Origin of the sequence: Actibacterium sp. MT2.3-13A (genome assembly GCF_018139985.1) — a bacterium.
Taxonomy (GTDB): Bacteria; Pseudomonadota; Alphaproteobacteria; order Rhodobacterales; family Rhodobacteraceae; genus JAGSOU01.
In genome coordinates this window covers 30,125-44,346 of the sequence record NZ_JAGSOU010000016.1, presented here as the reverse complement: position 1 = coordinate 44,346, position 14,222 = coordinate 30,125, and the positions used below count along the sequence as shown (strand labels likewise).

Here is a 14,222-nt window from a genome sequence, read left to right as displayed (position 1 = left end):
TTCACAGCATCAGCCGGCGCACGTCGCCGAGCAGGTATTTCAGCGTCGCGCAGAAGCGGGCCGCCAGCGCCCCGTCGATGGCGCGGTGGTCATAGCTGAGGCTCAGCGGCTGCATCAGCCGCGGCACGAACTGCTCGCCGTCCCAGACCGGCGCCATCTTGGCCCGCGTCAGGCCCAGGATCGCCACCTCCGGCGCGTTCACGATCGGGGTGAAGGAGGTGCCGCCGATGCCGCCGAGGCTGGAGATGGTGAATGTCGCCCCCTGCATCTCCTCGCCCTTCAGCTTGCCCTCGCGGGCCTTGGCCGACAGCTCGCCCAGCTCCCTGCTGATCTCGACGATGCCCTTGCGGTCGGCGTCGCGGATCACCGGCACCACCAGCCCGTTCGGCGTGTCGGCGGCGAAGCCGATGTTGTAGAACGCCTTGCGGATCAGCCTGTCGCCGTCGGGATGGAGCGAACTGTTCACCTCCCAATGCGCCTTCAGCGCGCTGACGCTGGCCTTGGTCACGAAGCTCAGCAGCGTGACGCGGTAGCCCTGCTGCTTGGCCTCCGCATCGAGCTCGCGGCGGTAGGCGTCGAGATCGGTGATATCGGCCTCCTCGTTATGGGTGACATGCGGGATGTTCAGCCAGGAACGGTGCAGCGCGGGGCCCGAGATCTTCTTGATCCGGGGCATCTCGACCTCTTCCACGGGGCCGAATTTCGAGAAATCGACGGCGGGGATGGGCGGGATGCCCATGCCGCCCTGCGCCGATCCGGCCGCGGCGGCAGGCGCGCTCGCCGCCTTGAAATGGGCGGTCACGTCCTCGCGCAGGATGCGGCCCTTGCGGCCGCTGCCGTTCACCTGCGCCAGGTCGACCCCCAGGCTGCGGGCAAAGGCGCGCACGGAGGGCGAGGCATGGGCCTTGCCGAACCCCGCGTCGGTCACCGGGGCGGGCGCGGCCGCCGGGGCAGGGGCGGGGGCCGCCGGGGCGGCCGCGGGCGCGGCGGCCTCGACGGCCGGCACCTCCGCCCCCCCCTCGCCCTCGAGGATCAGCAGCAGCGATCCTTCGGACACCTTGTCGCCCGCCGCGACCCGGATCTCGGCCACCTTGCCGGCCACGGGGCTGGGCACCTCCAGCGTGGCCTTGTCGCTTTCCAGCTCGACCACCGGGTCTTCCTCGGCGATCACGTCGCCGACCGAGACCAGGATGCTGACGACGGGGACGTCCGAGAAATCGCCGATGTCGGGAACCTTGACTTCAATGCTCATGGAAACTGTCTCCTCTCCTGCGCCGCTTAGACCAGCCGCGGGTTCGGCTTGCCGCCGTCGATTTCGTATTTTCCGAGCGCCTGCTTCAGCGTGGCCTCGTCGATCACCCCCTCGCGGTGGAGATCGACCATCGCGGCCGCCGCGATGTGGTTCGCGTCCACCTCGAAGAAGCGGCGCAGGTTCACCCGGCTGTCCGAGCGCCCGAACCCGTCGGTGCCCAGCACCGTGTAGCGGCCCGGCACGCAGGGGCGGATCTGCTCGGCGTAGTTCTTCATGTAGTCGGTGGCGGCGATGAACGGCCCCTTGGCGCCCTCCAGCAGCGCGGCCACATACGGCGTGCGCTGCTCGGCCAGCGGGTTCAGCCGGTTCCAGCGCTGCGCGTCCTGGCAGTCGCGGGCCAGTTCGTTGAACGAGGTCGCCGACCAGATGTCCGCGGTCACGCCGAAATCGGCCTTCAGCATCTCGGCGGCCTTGATCGCCTGCACCAGGATGGTGCCCGAGCCGATCAGGTTGACGTGCTTCTTGCCCGGCCGCGCCGTCTTTTGCAGCCGGTACATGCCGCGGATGATGCCCTCCTCGGCGCCCATGGGCATGTCGGGGTGAGCGTAGTTCTCGTTCATCAGGGTGAGGTAGAAGAACACGTCCTCCTGATCGACATACATCCGCTGCAGCCCGTGATGCACGATCACCGCCACCTCGTAGCTGAAAGTCGGGTCGTAGCTGATGCAGTTCGGGATGGTGCCGGCCAGGATATGGCTGTGCCCGTCCTCGTGCTGCAGCCCCTCGCCGTTCAGCGTGGTGCGCCCGGCGGTGCCGCCCAGCATGAAGCCGCGCGCGCGGCTGTCGCCGGCGGCCCAGGCCAGATCGCCGATCCGCTGGAAGCCGAACATCGAGTAGTAGATGAAGAAGGGGATCATCGGCACGCCGTGGGTCGAATAGGACGTGGCGGCGGCGATCCAGTCGGCCATGGCGCCGGCCTCGTTGATGCCTTCCTGAAGGACCTGGCCGGATTTGGCCTCCCTGTAATACATCATCTGGTCGGCATCCTCCGGGGTGTAGTTCTGCCCCAGCGGGTTGTAGATCCCGACCGAGCGGAACAGCCCCTCCATGCCGAAGGTGCGGCTTTCGTCCGGCACGATCGGGACCACCTGCTTGCCGATCTGCTTGTCGCGCAACAGCGTGGTCAGGATGCGGACGAAGGCCATGGTGGTTGAGATCTCACGCTCCCCCGTGCCCTTGAGCTGCGCCTCGAACCGCTCCAGCGGCGGGATTTCCAGCTTCGGCGCATCGCGCCAGTGGCGCTTGGGGAACTCGCCGCCCAGCTCCTTGCGGCGCTCCAGCAGGTAGGATTTCTGCGCGTTGTTCAGCGCCACGAAGGGGGCCTTGGGCAGGTCCTCGTCCGACACGGGGATCTGGAAGCGGTCGCGGAAGGCGCGCAGCTGGTCCTCGGCCATCTTCTTCTGCTGGTGGGTGGTGTTCTGGCCCTCGCCGGCGGTGCCCATGCCGTAGCCCTTGACGGTTTTCACCAGGATGCAGGTGGGCTGGCCTTCGGTCTCGGTGGCGCGCTTGAAGGCGGTGTAGACCTTCTGCGGGTCGTGCCCGCCGCGCCGCAGGGCCCAGATCTGCTCATCGCTCCAGTCCTCGACCAGTGCGGCGGTTTCGGGGTATTTTCCGAAGAAATGCTTGCGGATATAGGCGCCGTCCTTCGACTTGAAGGTCTGGTAGTCGCCGTCCACCGTCTCGTCCATCAGTTGGCGCAGCCGGCCGCTGCTGTCTTTTTCCAGCAGTTCGTCCCAGCCCTTGCCCCACAGCAGCTTGATCACGTTCCAGCCCGAGCCGCGGAAGGTGCCCTCCAGCTCCTGCACGATCTTGCCGTTGCCGCGCACCGGCCCGTCGAGGCGCTGAAGGTTGCAGTTGATGACGAAGATCAGGTTGTCGAGCCCCTCGCGCGCCGCCAGGCCGATGGCGCCGAGCGATTCCGGCTCGTCCATCTCGCCGTCGCCGAGGAAGCACCAGACCTTGCGGTCGGCCATGTCGATATGGCCGCGGTTGTGCATGTATTTCATGAACCGCGCCTGGTAGATCGCCATCAGCGGACCGAGGCCCATGGAGACGGTCGGAAACTGCCAGTAATCGGGCATCAGCCAGGGGTGCGGATACGAGGACAGGCCGTCGCCCGCCACCTCGGAGCGGAAGTTTTCCAGCTGCGCCTCGCTGATCCGGCCCTCCATGAAGCTGCGGGCGTAGATGCCGGGCACCACATGGCCCTGGAAGAACACCAGGTCGCCGCCGTGGATCGCCGATTTGGCGCGCCAGAAATGGTTGAGCCCGACGTCATACATGCAGGCCGATGAGGCGAAGGAGGCGATATGCCCGCCGTATTCGCTGCTTTCCTTGTTGCGCCGCACCACGGTCGCCATGGCGTTCCAGCGGTTGATGGTGCGGATGCGCCATTCCATCTCCATGTCGCCGGGCATGTCGAGCTGGTCGTCGACGGGGATGGTGTTCTGGTAGGGCGTGGTCGCCGAGAAGGGCAGGGTGGCGCCGGCGGCGCGGGCCTGCTGCACGGCCTTGTCGAGCAGGAAATGCGCGCGGTTGGGGCCGTCGCGTTCGATCACATCGGCGATGGCATCCTGCCATTCCTGGGATTCGATCGGGTCGATATCTTCCGGCAATTCCGGCATCCTCACCTCCTCCTCGGGTGCATCGGTTGCCGGGCTTATAGTTTAATGCTGAACTATAATGCTAGGGCGCAAATGACATGGCTGCCATGATCGGTGGGAAATACCTGCCGGCGGGGTCGCGAAATGCAGCACCTCCCACGGGACGATCCCGCGGGAGGTGCCGAAATGCTTTCCGTTAAACTATTGTTGGCGCCTGGGTGTTACAGGCAGGCGCGGATGCGCTCGATCGCCTTTTCGATGTTTTCCAGGCTGTTGGCATAGGAAAACCGCAGATACCCCTCGCCCCAGGCGCCGAAGGAGGTGCCGGCGATGGTCGCCACGCCCGCCTCGTTCAGGAAACGGTCCTGCGCCTCGCGCGCGCCCAGCCCGGTTTCCGAGATGTTGGGAAAGGCGTAGAAGGCGCCGGCCGGATCGGCGCAGCGCACGCCGGGCAGGTCGTTCAATGCCTGAACGATAAAGGCGCGGCGCTGGTCGAACTCGGCCACCATCGCCTCCACCGCGTCCTGCGGCCCGGTCAGCGCGGCGATGCCTGCATATTGGGTGGCGGCGTTGACGCAGGAATGGTCGTTGATGCACAGCCGGATGGCGTGATCGACCATCGCGTCGGGCCAGACCGCGTAGCCCAGCCGCCAGCCGGTCATGGCATAGGTCTTGGACCAGCCGTCGAGCACGATCAGCCGGTCGCGGATCTCGGGATATTGCAGCAGGCTGACATGGCTGCGCCCGCCGTAGAGCATCCGCGAATAGATCTCGTCGGACAGGATCGCCACGTCCGGGTGTGCCTCAAGCCCCTTCACCAGCTTGTCGATCTCCGCCTTGGGCGTCACGCCGCCGGTGGGGTTGGCGGGGCTGTTGAGGATGATCAGCCGGGTATTTGGGGTGATCTGCGCCAGCACCGCCTCGGCGTCGAAGGCGAAGCCGCTTTCCTCGGACAGGGCGATCGGCACCGGCGTCGCGCCGGAATAGCGGATCACCGATTCGTAGATCGGGAAGCCGGGGTTGGGATACATGATCTCGGCGCCGGGCTCGCCGAACATCAGCACGGCAAAGAACATCGTGGGCTTGCCGCCGGGCACCACCACCACGTTGTCGGGGTTGACCGGCGCGCCGTGCCGGGCCTCCAGGTCGGCGGCCACCGCCTCGCGCAGCGCGGGCAGGCCGTTGGCGGGCGTGTAGCCATGCGCGCCGTCGCGCAGCGCCTGGATGCCGGCCTCGACGATGTGCTCGGGCGTGCGGAAATCGGGCTGGCCGATGCCGAGATTGATGATGTCGCGGCCCTGGGCGGACAGCTTGTTGGCGCGGGCCAGAACCTCGAAGGCGGATTCGGTACCGAGCCGGTGGATGGATGGGGCGAATTTCAGCATGTGGACCTCCCTGAATCTTGCCCCCGCGTAACAGAAACGCGCAGCGCTGGGAACTGGGCCCGAGGGGCGGCTCTCAGACCTCCATCCAGATCGTCACCGGCCCGTCATTGACCAGCGAGACCTTCATGTCGGCGCCGAATCGGCCGGTCTCGGTCGCGATCCCCTGAGCGCGCATCCTCTCGGCGAAACAGTCATACAGCCGCTCGCCCTCGGCCGGGGGCGCGGCGGTGGAAAAACCGGGCCGGTTGCCGCGCGAGGTGTCGGCGGCCAGCGTGAACTGGCTGACCACCAGCGCCGCGCCGCCGATATCTCGGATCGAGAGGTTCATCTTGCCCGCCGCGTCGGGAAAGATCCGCAGCTTGGCGATCTTGGCGGCCAGCTGGTCGGCCTCGGCCTCGGTGTCGTCCTGCATGGCGCAGACGAGGATCAGCAGGCCCGGGCCAGTCTGGCCGATCACCTCGCCCTCCACCCGCACGGCGGCCTCGCTCACCCGTTGCAGCACTGCTCTCATCCCCGATCCTTTCCTCGTGGCCCGGCCAAGTCCTAGCGCCCGCGCGGCGGCGGGGCAATCGGCGCCTTGACCTGCGTCAAGGACGGGCGCCGGCCCGCACCTCAGGCTGCCCGCGAAGGCAACAGGAGGTCTGACATGGTCGAGAAATCCCACACCGGCGGCTTCTGGCCGTCCTTCTACGAACCGCTGCGCAGTGCCGCCGGGCGGCTGGCCGATTTCTTCGCCCCGCCCTCGGAGGCGAAGGTGAACGAGGCGGGCTATGTGATCCGGATCGAGCTGCCGGGCGTGGCCGAGGACGATATCGAGGTCTCGCTCCATGACGGGGTGGTCACCGTGAAGGGCGAGAAGCGCGTCGAACGCGAGGAGGAGGGCGACAGCTGGTATTTCAGCGAGCTGCAATACGGCGCCTTCGCGCGCAGTTTCCGGCTGCCGCCGGAGGCCGATCCGGAGGCCATCCGGGCCGATCTGCGGGACGGCGTGCTGGTGATCACGGTCGGCAAGCGGGGCCCCGCGACAGCGGGCGGCGCGCGCATCCCCGTGGGAAGGGGCTGAGGCGCCCCGCGCGGCGCGGCGTCACTGCTGGTTCTGCGCGACCAGATAGCCGACGCCCGCCGCCACGATGGCGCCCAGGACCACCGCGAGCGCGATCTTCCAGGCCGACCAGGGCCGTTCGCCCTGCACCCGCCCGGTGCGGCCGTTGACCACGAAACGGTAGGTCTTGCCGCGGTATTTGTAGGCGGCCAGCCACACCGGCAGCAGGATATGCTTGAAGGTCACGTCCGAGATCCGCGTGTCGAGGTGATGGATGCGCTGGCGGTCGCCACCGATGTCGAATTTCACGTCGCGTTCGATCACCCGGTCCATGTGCGCGCGCGCCTGGGTATAGCCCTCCTCCAACTCCACCATGTAGCCCTCGGCGCGGAACCCGGCGAGGAATTCGGGGCGGTAGGGTTCCAGCGCGGCGAGGTCCCAGGGCTCCAGCGCGTCGGTGTAGCGCTTGGGCAGCGCGCGCGAGGCCAGCACCAGCACGTCGTCGAAGAACCGCGCCACATGGCCCGAGGCCGGGCGCCAGCGGATGCGGGGTTCCTGGACGGTCTGGGTCTTGCCGTTGCGGGTGACGGTGCGGGTGACGTAATAGACGGTGCCGCGCTCGCCGCGGTAGTCGGTCTCGGTATCGGCGTCGAAGGTCCAGTAGGGGACGTAGATGCCCTGCATCCGGCGGCCCTTGCGGGCGTAGTCCTGCAACCCGTTGGGCGCGAACCACAGCCGGCCCAGCCATTGCGTCATCGCCGCGCGCGCGGCGCGTTCGTCCAGCGCGAAGGGCAGCAGGCCCTTGGGCTTGATATGGCGGTGCGTGCCGGTGTCGGTGACCACCGGCGTGGCGCAGAACGGGCATTCGGTGGCGTGGGTGTCGGTGTCGATCTCGACCTGCGCTCCGCAATTGGGGCATTTCAGCACCCGGGTCTCCTCGATCTCCGCCTCGGGGAGCTGGGCCATCAGCGCGGCGCGGAAATCGAGCTCGCGGATGGCGCCGGGCGCGCGGGCGGTCTCGACCGGCTCCTTGTGGCCGCAATGGTCGCAGACGAGCTGCCCGGCGGCGGGCTCGAACCGCAGGTCGGCGCCGCATTGCGCGCAGGGGAAACGGTGCTCGGCAGTCGGTGCGGGCGGCTGGGTCTCGGCCATGAGTTTCATGCCTCCGGCGGGAGTATTTGGACCAAGAAGAAGGGGGCGGTCAGGCCCCGGGCGGGGGCGGCGGCAGGATCGTGAAGAGCTGGGCGAGCTCGGCCACGTCCTCGGCGCGCATCCAGCCGTCCTGGCCAGGCGTCCAGACATAGGTCTCGCGGGTCAGCTCGCCCGCGCCGGCCATGCGGCCCATGTCGGCCTTGGAGAAGGGACCCTTCGTCGCGCCTTTTTCGGCGATGTGCCAGACATGTTCGACCGGCGGGGGCGGCGGCGCGGCGGGTGCGGCGGGCGCGGGCCCCCAGGGGCCCTGCTGCGTCATCTGGCCGGCCATGGCCATGCCCATCCCGGCACCCAGGCCCGCGGCCATGCCGCCGCCGGCGGGGTTCTGGGCGGCCGCGGTCATCGCCTCGGCCGCCGAATACTGGGTGAACTTGCCCAGGTCGCCCGCCAGCCCCATCGAGGTGCGCTTGTCCAGCGCCGCCTCGACCGCGGGCGGCAGCGAGATGTTCTCGATGTAGAATTCGGGCATGGTCAGCCCGTAATTCTGCAGCGTCTTGGACACCTCGGTCGCGACCAGCTTGCCCAGGTCGTCGGTATTGGCGGCCATGTCCAGCACCGGGATGCCCGCGCCGGCGATCACGCGGGAGAATTCCTGCACGATGATGTTGCGGATCTGGAAGCTGATCTCGTCCATCGTGAATTCGCCGTCGGTGCCCACGATCTCGGTCAGGAAGCGGGCCGGGTCGGTCACCCGCACGCTGTAGGTGCCGAAGGCGCGGATGCGGGTAGGGCCGAATTCGGGGTCGCGCAGCATGATGGGGTTCTTGGTGCCCCATTTCAGGTCGTTGAAGCGCGTGGTGTTGACGAAATAGATCTCGGACTTGAAGGGCGATTTAAAGCCGTGATGCCAGTGCTGCAGCGTCGTCATCACCGGCATGTTGTTGGTCTCGAGCATGTAGAGGCCCGGGGTGAAGACATCGGCGAGCTGGCCCTCGTGGACGAAGATCGCCGCCTGGCCCTCGCGAACCGTCAGCTTGGCGCCGTATTTGATCTCGTGGCCCTCGCGCTCGAACCGCCAGACCATGGTGTCGCGGGTGTCGTCCACCCAGTGGATGACATCGATGAATTCGCCTGAGAGGAAATCGAAAATGCCCATCGGGAGCCCCCAAATCTGTCAACCTGTGGCGAATATATCCGTTCGAGCCTCGCGACGCCACGCCGCAGACAAGCATTTTGCATGCTCGCGCGTTGCGTGTAAGTTTTCCGGCATTGGGGATGACGGACTGTGGGGAATCACATGAATCTGGATGCCGTTGACGGGCTGTCCGAGGGACAGGTGCGGACTATTCTTAAATCGATCTTCAGCAAGGTGATGGAGCCGGCCTTTTGCGCGCTGCCCCAACGCGAGCTGAATCTCTTTCTGCTTGAGACCATGCGCGAGGCGGGCGTTCTGGAAAGCCCGGCGTCGCTCGAACATCTGATGGGCGATCTCGGCATCACCCGGGCGCGCGCCCGGAGCCTGATGTTCGATCTGCACATCCGCGCCGCCCGCGAGGCGGAGGACGGCGCGGAGCAGGGCGAGGAGGCGAACTAGCATCCGACGGGCTCGGACCGCCCGATCCTGGGCGCCCGGGGGTTAGCCGGCGCCGCCGGTCAGTTCGGCGGCGATGGTCTGCACGATCGGTCGGGCCTCGCCGGGGGTCATGCCCGGCCTCAGGCGCGGATCGTAGAGAATTTCCAGAAGCAACTCGTCGTGGCTGGTCAGCAGCGCGAATTCCTCGTCGTCGTTGAACACCGAGGGGCGCGCGGCGGGGCTGTCATTGGCCAGCCCCATACCCTGGGCCAGCTCCTCATGGATGCAGGACTGGCGCATCAGGTCGGGGTGTTCGCCGCGGATCACCGCAACCGCGCGTGAATAGCTGGAGGAGGCGCCGCGCGAAAAGGCGAAGACCAGGCAGAAGGTCGAGCGCGGCATGTTCACGATGGCGTTGAGCGCGGTGGCGTCGATTCCCGGTTCGAGCTGGCGCAGCCGCGGGCCGAAGGCGCGGCGCTCGTCCTCGTGCAGCATCAGGACGTGGAAATTGGCCTCCTCGGGGCGGCTCATGGTGATGGGCAGCCCGGTCAGACGCGACAGGCGCCGCGCGTAGGCGGCGATGCTGGCGGCATCCTTGCGGCGCTGGGCCTGCGGGATGCTGTCGCCGAAGATCAGGCTCATGCGGATAGGCTGTTCCCAGCGCCGCAGCCGGCTGGGGGTGGAGCGCGCGATCAGCATGCCGCCCTGGCTGACATATTCGTCGTAGAGCGCGATCTGCACGAAATTTTCGGCCAGGTTGCGCGTCGAGAAGGGCACGTCCGGCCCGCCGCCGTCGCGCCGCATCAGCCCGCGCGACACGAGGTCGGCCTGCACCCGGGCGAAATGGCGGGCGATGGCCTTGCTTTCCTCCGACTGCTCGGCCGGGCCCAGCGCGGCGGGGCGCGCGGGCGGGATCGGGACCGGCTCGACCGGCGCGAGCAGGCCGCAGGAGGCCAGCCCGAGCAGGGCAAGGGCCGCGATAGGGGATGCGCGCATGCGGATGGCGGCCTCCGGGCTCAGGGTCAGGACGGCACGGCGGTGCCGGCCATGTCCCCGGTTTTATCGCCCCGCGCCCTGGCCGCGGCAAGGGCGTCGCGCAGCTCGGCCTCCATCTTCTTCAGCTCCTCCTCGGCGGCGGCACGTTTGGCCTTGCCCTCGTCGGCGATCTTGAGGCTTTCCTCGATGGTGGCGATCAGCGTGGCGTTGGCCGATTTCACCGCCTCGATGTCGAAGACGCCACGCTCCATCTCCTCGCGCACGGCGCGGTTGGCCTGCTGCAGGTTCTCGGCATTCGCCGTCAGCAGCTCGTTGGTCAGGTCCGCCGCGCCGCGCACCGCCGCCGCCGCCTCGCGGGAGCGTTGGATGGTCACGGCCTGGGCGAGCTGGGTCTCCCACAGCGGCACGGTGTTGACGAGGGTCGAGTTGATCTTGGTGACCAGCGACTTGTCGTTCTCCTGCACCAGCCGGATCGAGGGCAGCGACTGCATGGTGACCTGGCGGGTGAGCTTGAGGTCGTGCACCCGGCGCTCCAGGTCGTCGCGGGCGGCGCGCAGGTCGCGCAGTTCCTGCGCCTTGAGCACCTTGTGCGCCTCGTCCGCGGCCTCCGCCTCGGCCGCCTTGGCGGGGATGGTCTGCGCGTCCAGCTCTTTCAGCTTCTCCTCGCCTGCGACGATGTAGAGCGCCAGCTCGTCGTAGAAATCCAGCGTCTTGCCGTAGAGCTTGTCCAGCGAGCGGATGTCCTTGAGCAGCTTGTGCTCATGGCCCAGCAGGTCGTCGGTGATCTTGTCGATCTGGAGCTGCACATCCTCGTAGCGGGCGAGGAACCGGGCGAAGGGCGCGGTGCGGCCCAGCAGCTTTTCCCACCAGCTCAGCCTGCGCCGCACGTCGAGCTCGGACACCGAGAAGCCGCGGATCGTGGTCACGATGTTCTGCAGGCTGTCGCCGGCCGGGCCCACGTCCTTGTTGCGCACGTCGGTCAGCATGGCCTGGCTGATCTGCTGCAACTCTCCCTGCGCGGAGGAGCCGAAAGAGATGATCGACTGCGTGTTGCCGATGTCGATCTCGTCCATCCGCCTGCGGATGCCCTCGGCCACCGGGGCCTCGGCGGCCTCCAGCGGCACGATCTCTCCCACCGGTTCGGGCAGGATCGCGGCGGTCACCTCTTCGACCTCGGCAAGGTCTTGGGCGGCTTTCTGACGAACGGTCTCTGACATGACTTCATCTCCAATTACGCCTGCCCCCCGTTGGGGCGCACGCCTTCACGCTGCAGTCTTTCGCGCAGCACTTCAATCTCGACATCCAGGGCCGAGCGGTCGTCGAGCAGCAATGTCTCGGTCCTGGCGGTGAAATTCTGTTCCAGATCGGTCAGCAGGGCCTCGTAATCCGCGCGCGCCCTGGCGTCGCGGGTCCGGCTGTAGAGATCGGCGAACTTGATCGTCGCGTCGCGCGCGCCCAGCAGGTAGACGCCCAGGTATTTCCGCGCCGCGGTCAGGTCGCGCGGGTCTTCCTCGACGGTGCGGAACATCTCGCGCGCGGTGGACTGGAAGCGTTCGACGCGGGCCTCCAGCTTGCGGTCCTCGGCGCGGCGGATGGCGTCGGTCATGGCCTTGAGATGCTTCTCGGCCTCGTCCACGGCGCGTGCCACGCGGTCCTGCTGGAAGCTGTCGATCCCCGCCATCCCCTTGTCCTTCAGCGGGTCGAGCCCGAAGGCGAAGCTGTGGAGGACCGCGCCCAGCACGGCGAAGACCGCGGCCGCCACCGGGCCGTGCCCGGCGATGCCGGCCAGCGCCAGCCCCGCGCCGGTCAGCGCGGACGCAAAGATCTTGCGCGGAATGGCCGGGCGGCGCGCGACCTTGCGCGCCTCGTAGGCTTCCTGCGCAAGGATTCCCTCTCGCGTCAGCCACGCGGCGAGGATCAGCGCGCCGAAGCCGCCGAGATAGGTGGCCATGCCGACCGGATCAGAGGCAAAGGCGCGCCAGACCAGCGGGAAGGGGGCGATGAACAGCAGGTTTACCCGCCCGCCCGCGCGGGTGCGCCGGCGGCCACGGAACGGGTTGCGCGGCTCGGGCGCGCCCGCCGGGCCGCCCTCGGGGCTGTATTTGCCGCCGTAGCGCTGCGCCATCACGCGCCCCCGCCGGTGAGGGAGACATAGAGCATCAGCGCCACCAGCAGGAAGAAGGCCAGTTTCTGCAACCCGGTCTCTGACATTTGCCGCCTTTCGGTTTGCCGCCCCCGTTATATACGCGATCGGGCGGTCGCGGGAAAGAACGCGGCGTCAGGCGCGGCGGCTCTGTTCGGCGTGGCGCTCGGCCTCCAGCTTGCGCTTGTAGCCCGATTGCAGGAACTCCACCGCGAACAGCACCACCACCGCGAAATAGAAGGTGGTCTTGGACATCGGCACCACCGCGTGGCCGAAGAATTTCAGCCCCAGCGTCTCGTCATGCATGGCATGGGCGGCGGCCACGCCGGCCTCGCCCAGCAGCACCACGCCCACGATCAGCAGGATGAACAGGCCCAGCACCTCGTACATGCGGTTCTTTTCCAGAAACGCCGTCACCCCGTCGGCCATCAGCAGCATCGCCGCGCCCGAGATCAGGATCGCGGCGGCCAGCACCGGAAAGACATCGGTGATCGCCAGCGCCGAGAGGATCGAATCGAAGCTGAACACCAGGTTCATGGTCACGATCAGCCCGATCACCCGCAGCCCGGACCTGCCGGCCTTGCCCTCGACATCGTGCCCGAGGTGATCGACGGACAGCATGTGGCTGATCTCCTTGACCGCGGTGTAGATGATGAACACGCCGCCGAGGATGAACACCAGCGTGGCGAAATTCACCGCGCCCTCCAGCACCCCGGTCCAGCCCATCACGAAGAAGGGCTCCGACAGCCCCTCCAGCAGGCGGATCATCACGAAAAGCAGCACGATCCGCAGCGCCACCGCGATGATGATGCCCCAGAAGCGCACCGCGCGCTGCTGGGCGACCGGCGCGCGCTGGCTTTCGATGCTGATGTAGAGCAGGTTGTCGAAGCCCAGCACCGCCTGCAGGAAGCACAGCATCAGCAGGTTGCCGAGATTCTCGATCGTGAAAAGATCCGCCATCCTGTGCACTCCCTGAAAAAAGCCTTGGTGGAAGGAACGCACAGACGGCGGCGCGGGGCAAGGTTTCCGCGCCTAGCTCCTGCGCCGCGGCGGGCCGGCCGGGCGGCGGCGCTTGGGGTGCGGCTTGGCCGTCGGCTTGAACTCCTTGTCGAGGCCAAGCTGGTCGCGCAGCACGCGGCCCTTGATCTCCTCGACCTCGCCTTCCTTCAGATCGCCCAGCCGGAACGGGCCGTAGCTGACCCGGATCAACCGGTTCACGGTCAGCCCCACCGCCTCGGCGGCGCGGCGGATCTCGCGGTTGCGGCCCTCGCGCAGGCCGATGGTCAGCCAGGCGTTCGCGCCCTGCTGGCGGTCGAGCGTGACCTCCATCGGCTGGAACCTCTCGCCATCGACGGTGAGGCCCTTGCGCAGCGGCTCCAGCATCTCGTCGGTGGGGGCGCCCTTCACGCGCACGCGGTATTTGCGCAGCCAGCCGGTGGTGGGCAGCTCCAGCCGGCGCTTGATCTCGCCGTCATTGGTCAGCAGCAGGAGCCCCTCGGAATTGAGGTCGAGCCGGCCCACCGACATCACCCGCGGCATGCCCTCGGGCAGATTGTCGAACACCGTCGGGCGGCCCTTCTCGTCGCGCGCCGTGGTCACCAGCCCGGCGGGCTTGTGATAGAGCCACAGCCGTGGCGGCTCGGCCTCGGCCAGCGGCTGGCCGTCGACGCTGATCTTGTCGGACTCGGTCACGTTCAGCGCGGGGCTGGTGATCTTCTTGCCGTTCACGCTGACGCGGCCGGCCTCGATCATGCGTTCGGCCTCGCGGCGCGAGGCGACGCCGGCGCGGGCCAGGACCTTGGCGATGCGGTCGCCTTTGGGGGTATCAGTGCTCATGCGCCCTCTCTACGCCTTTGCGGGGCGGAGCGGAAGACGGTCTCGTGGCCGCCCTGTCATCCGCGCGGCGCCGGCCGCGACCCGTGGCGGGGCAACCCTTTGCGCGCCAAGGCAAAGCAGGATGCCGGCTCGGCGCGCGACTCGTGGTATCATGCGCTTTTCCACCGGCAGAGACCGGCG

At 67.8% G+C, this 14,222-nt stretch carries 13 protein-coding genes; 2 read left to right on the top strand and 11 right to left on the bottom strand.

Going from position 1 to position 14,222, the window contains the following annotated elements; genetic code table 11:
- Position 1: 1 nt before the first annotated feature.
- From aceF to dtd, 4 genes are all read right to left on the bottom strand, one after another.
- A complete protein-coding gene (gene aceF, locus KCI33_RS14050) occupies positions 2–1,321 on the bottom strand; it encodes a dihydrolipoyllysine-residue acetyltransferase (RefSeq protein WP_212525462.1) in 1,320 nt (439 codons plus the stop codon).
- Complete coding sequence (aceE, locus tag KCI33_RS14045) at positions 1,279–3,936, bottom strand: pyruvate dehydrogenase (acetyl-transferring), homodimeric type (protein ID WP_212525426.1); 2,658 nt, start codon at positions 3,934–3,936, stop codon at positions 1,279–1,281. The genes aceF and aceE overlap by 43 nt, the downstream gene beginning before the upstream one ends.
- A 200-nt stretch (positions 3,937–4,136) precedes the next feature.
- Positions 4,137–5,300: a pyridoxal phosphate-dependent aminotransferase gene (locus KCI33_RS14040; protein WP_212525425.1), complete on the bottom strand. Its 1,164-nt coding sequence runs from the start codon at positions 5,298–5,300 to the stop codon at positions 4,137–4,139.
- Between the two features lie 73 nt (positions 5,301–5,373).
- On the bottom strand, positions 5,374–5,811 hold the full coding sequence (dtd, locus tag KCI33_RS14035) for a D-aminoacyl-tRNA deacylase (RefSeq protein WP_212525424.1): 438 nt from the start codon (positions 5,809–5,811) through the stop codon (positions 5,374–5,376).
- Between the two features lie 135 nt (positions 5,812–5,946).
- Between dtd and KCI33_RS14030 the strand changes: the two genes are divergently transcribed.
- Positions 5,947–6,363 carry an Hsp20/alpha crystallin family protein gene (locus tag KCI33_RS14030; RefSeq protein WP_212525423.1) on the top strand — a complete coding sequence of 139 codons (417 nt, stop codon included), beginning with the start codon at positions 5,947–5,949 and terminating at the stop codon, positions 6,361–6,363.
- Positions 6,364–6,384: 21 nt separating this feature from the next.
- Here KCI33_RS14030 and KCI33_RS14025 read toward each other — a convergent pair whose 3' ends face one another.
- Together KCI33_RS14025 and KCI33_RS14020 are read right to left on the bottom strand one after the other, a co-directional pair.
- The gene (locus KCI33_RS14025; RefSeq protein ID WP_212525461.1) at positions 6,385–7,494 is read right to left on the bottom strand and encodes a TFIIB-type zinc finger domain-containing protein; all 1,110 of its coding nucleotides are present in this window, start codon (positions 7,492–7,494) and stop codon (positions 6,385–6,387) included.
- A 49-nt stretch (positions 7,495–7,543) separates the two neighbouring features.
- Positions 7,544–8,650, bottom strand: coding sequence for an SPFH domain-containing protein (locus tag KCI33_RS14020; RefSeq protein ID WP_212525422.1), 1,107 nt, complete (start codon positions 8,648–8,650; stop codon positions 7,544–7,546).
- Positions 8,651–8,791: 141 nt separating this feature from the next.
- Between KCI33_RS14020 and KCI33_RS14015 the strand changes: the two genes are divergently transcribed.
- Positions 8,792–9,088, top strand: a complete 297-nt coding sequence (locus KCI33_RS14015; RefSeq protein ID WP_212525421.1) for a hypothetical protein — start codon at positions 8,792–8,794, stop codon at positions 9,086–9,088.
- Positions 9,089–9,130: 42 nt separating this feature from the next.
- Here KCI33_RS14015 and KCI33_RS14010 read toward each other — a convergent pair whose 3' ends face one another.
- From KCI33_RS14010 to KCI33_RS13990, 5 genes are all read right to left on the bottom strand, one after another.
- Positions 9,131–10,063, bottom strand: a complete 933-nt coding sequence (locus tag KCI33_RS14010) for a DUF2927 domain-containing protein (RefSeq protein WP_212525420.1) — start codon at positions 10,061–10,063, stop codon at positions 9,131–9,133.
- A 26-nt stretch (positions 10,064–10,089) separates the two neighbouring features.
- Positions 10,090–11,280: a toxic anion resistance protein gene (locus KCI33_RS14005; RefSeq protein WP_212525419.1), complete on the bottom strand. Its 1,191-nt coding sequence runs from the start codon at positions 11,278–11,280 to the stop codon at positions 10,090–10,092.
- 14 nt (positions 11,281–11,294) lie between these two features.
- Positions 11,295–12,188, bottom strand: a complete 894-nt coding sequence (locus KCI33_RS14000) for a 5-bromo-4-chloroindolyl phosphate hydrolysis family protein (RefSeq protein WP_212525418.1) — start codon at positions 12,186–12,188, stop codon at positions 11,295–11,297.
- A 153-nt stretch (positions 12,189–12,341) separates the two neighbouring features.
- Positions 12,342–13,166 carry a tellurium resistance protein TerC gene (locus tag KCI33_RS13995; protein WP_212525417.1) on the bottom strand — a complete coding sequence of 275 codons (825 nt, stop codon included), beginning with the start codon at positions 13,164–13,166 and terminating at the stop codon, positions 12,342–12,344.
- A 72-nt stretch (positions 13,167–13,238) separates the two neighbouring features.
- Positions 13,239–14,042, bottom strand: coding sequence for a pseudouridine synthase (locus tag KCI33_RS13990; protein WP_212525416.1), 804 nt, complete (start codon positions 14,040–14,042; stop codon positions 13,239–13,241).
- Positions 14,043–14,222: the final 180 nt, after the last annotated feature.

Coding starts and splice junctions, on each gene's coding strand:
- aceE (WP_212525426.1), bottom strand. CDS start 3,936: ATGCCGGAATTGCCGGAAGATATCGACCCGATCGAATCCCAGGAATGG.
- KCI33_RS14040 (WP_212525425.1), bottom strand. CDS start 5,300: ATGCTGAAATTCGCCCCATCCATCCACCGGCTCGGTACCGAATCCGCC.
- dtd (WP_212525424.1), bottom strand. CDS start 5,811: ATGAGAGCAGTGCTGCAACGGGTGAGCGAGGCCGCCGTGCGGGTGGAG.
- KCI33_RS14030 (WP_212525423.1), top strand. CDS start 5,947: ATGGTCGAGAAATCCCACACCGGCGGCTTCTGGCCGTCCTTCTACGAA.
- KCI33_RS14025 (WP_212525461.1), bottom strand. CDS start 7,494: ATGGCCGAGACCCAGCCGCCCGCACCGACTGCCGAGCACCGTTTCCCC.
- KCI33_RS14020 (WP_212525422.1), bottom strand. CDS start 8,650: ATGGGCATTTTCGATTTCCTCTCAGGCGAATTCATCGATGTCATCCAC.
- KCI33_RS14015 (WP_212525421.1), top strand. CDS start 8,792: ATGAATCTGGATGCCGTTGACGGGCTGTCCGAGGGACAGGTGCGGACT.
- KCI33_RS14010 (WP_212525420.1), bottom strand. CDS start 10,063: ATGCGCGCATCCCCTATCGCGGCCCTTGCCCTGCTCGGGCTGGCCTCC.
- KCI33_RS14005 (WP_212525419.1), bottom strand. CDS start 11,280: ATGTCAGAGACCGTTCGTCAGAAAGCCGCCCAAGACCTTGCCGAGGTC.
- KCI33_RS14000 (WP_212525418.1), bottom strand. CDS start 12,188: ATGGCGCAGCGCTACGGCGGCAAATACAGCCCCGAGGGCGGCCCGGCG.
- KCI33_RS13995 (WP_212525417.1), bottom strand. CDS start 13,166: ATGGCGGATCTTTTCACGATCGAGAATCTCGGCAACCTGCTGATGCTG.
- KCI33_RS13990 (WP_212525416.1), bottom strand. CDS start 14,042: ATGAGCACTGATACCCCCAAAGGCGACCGCATCGCCAAGGTCCTGGCC.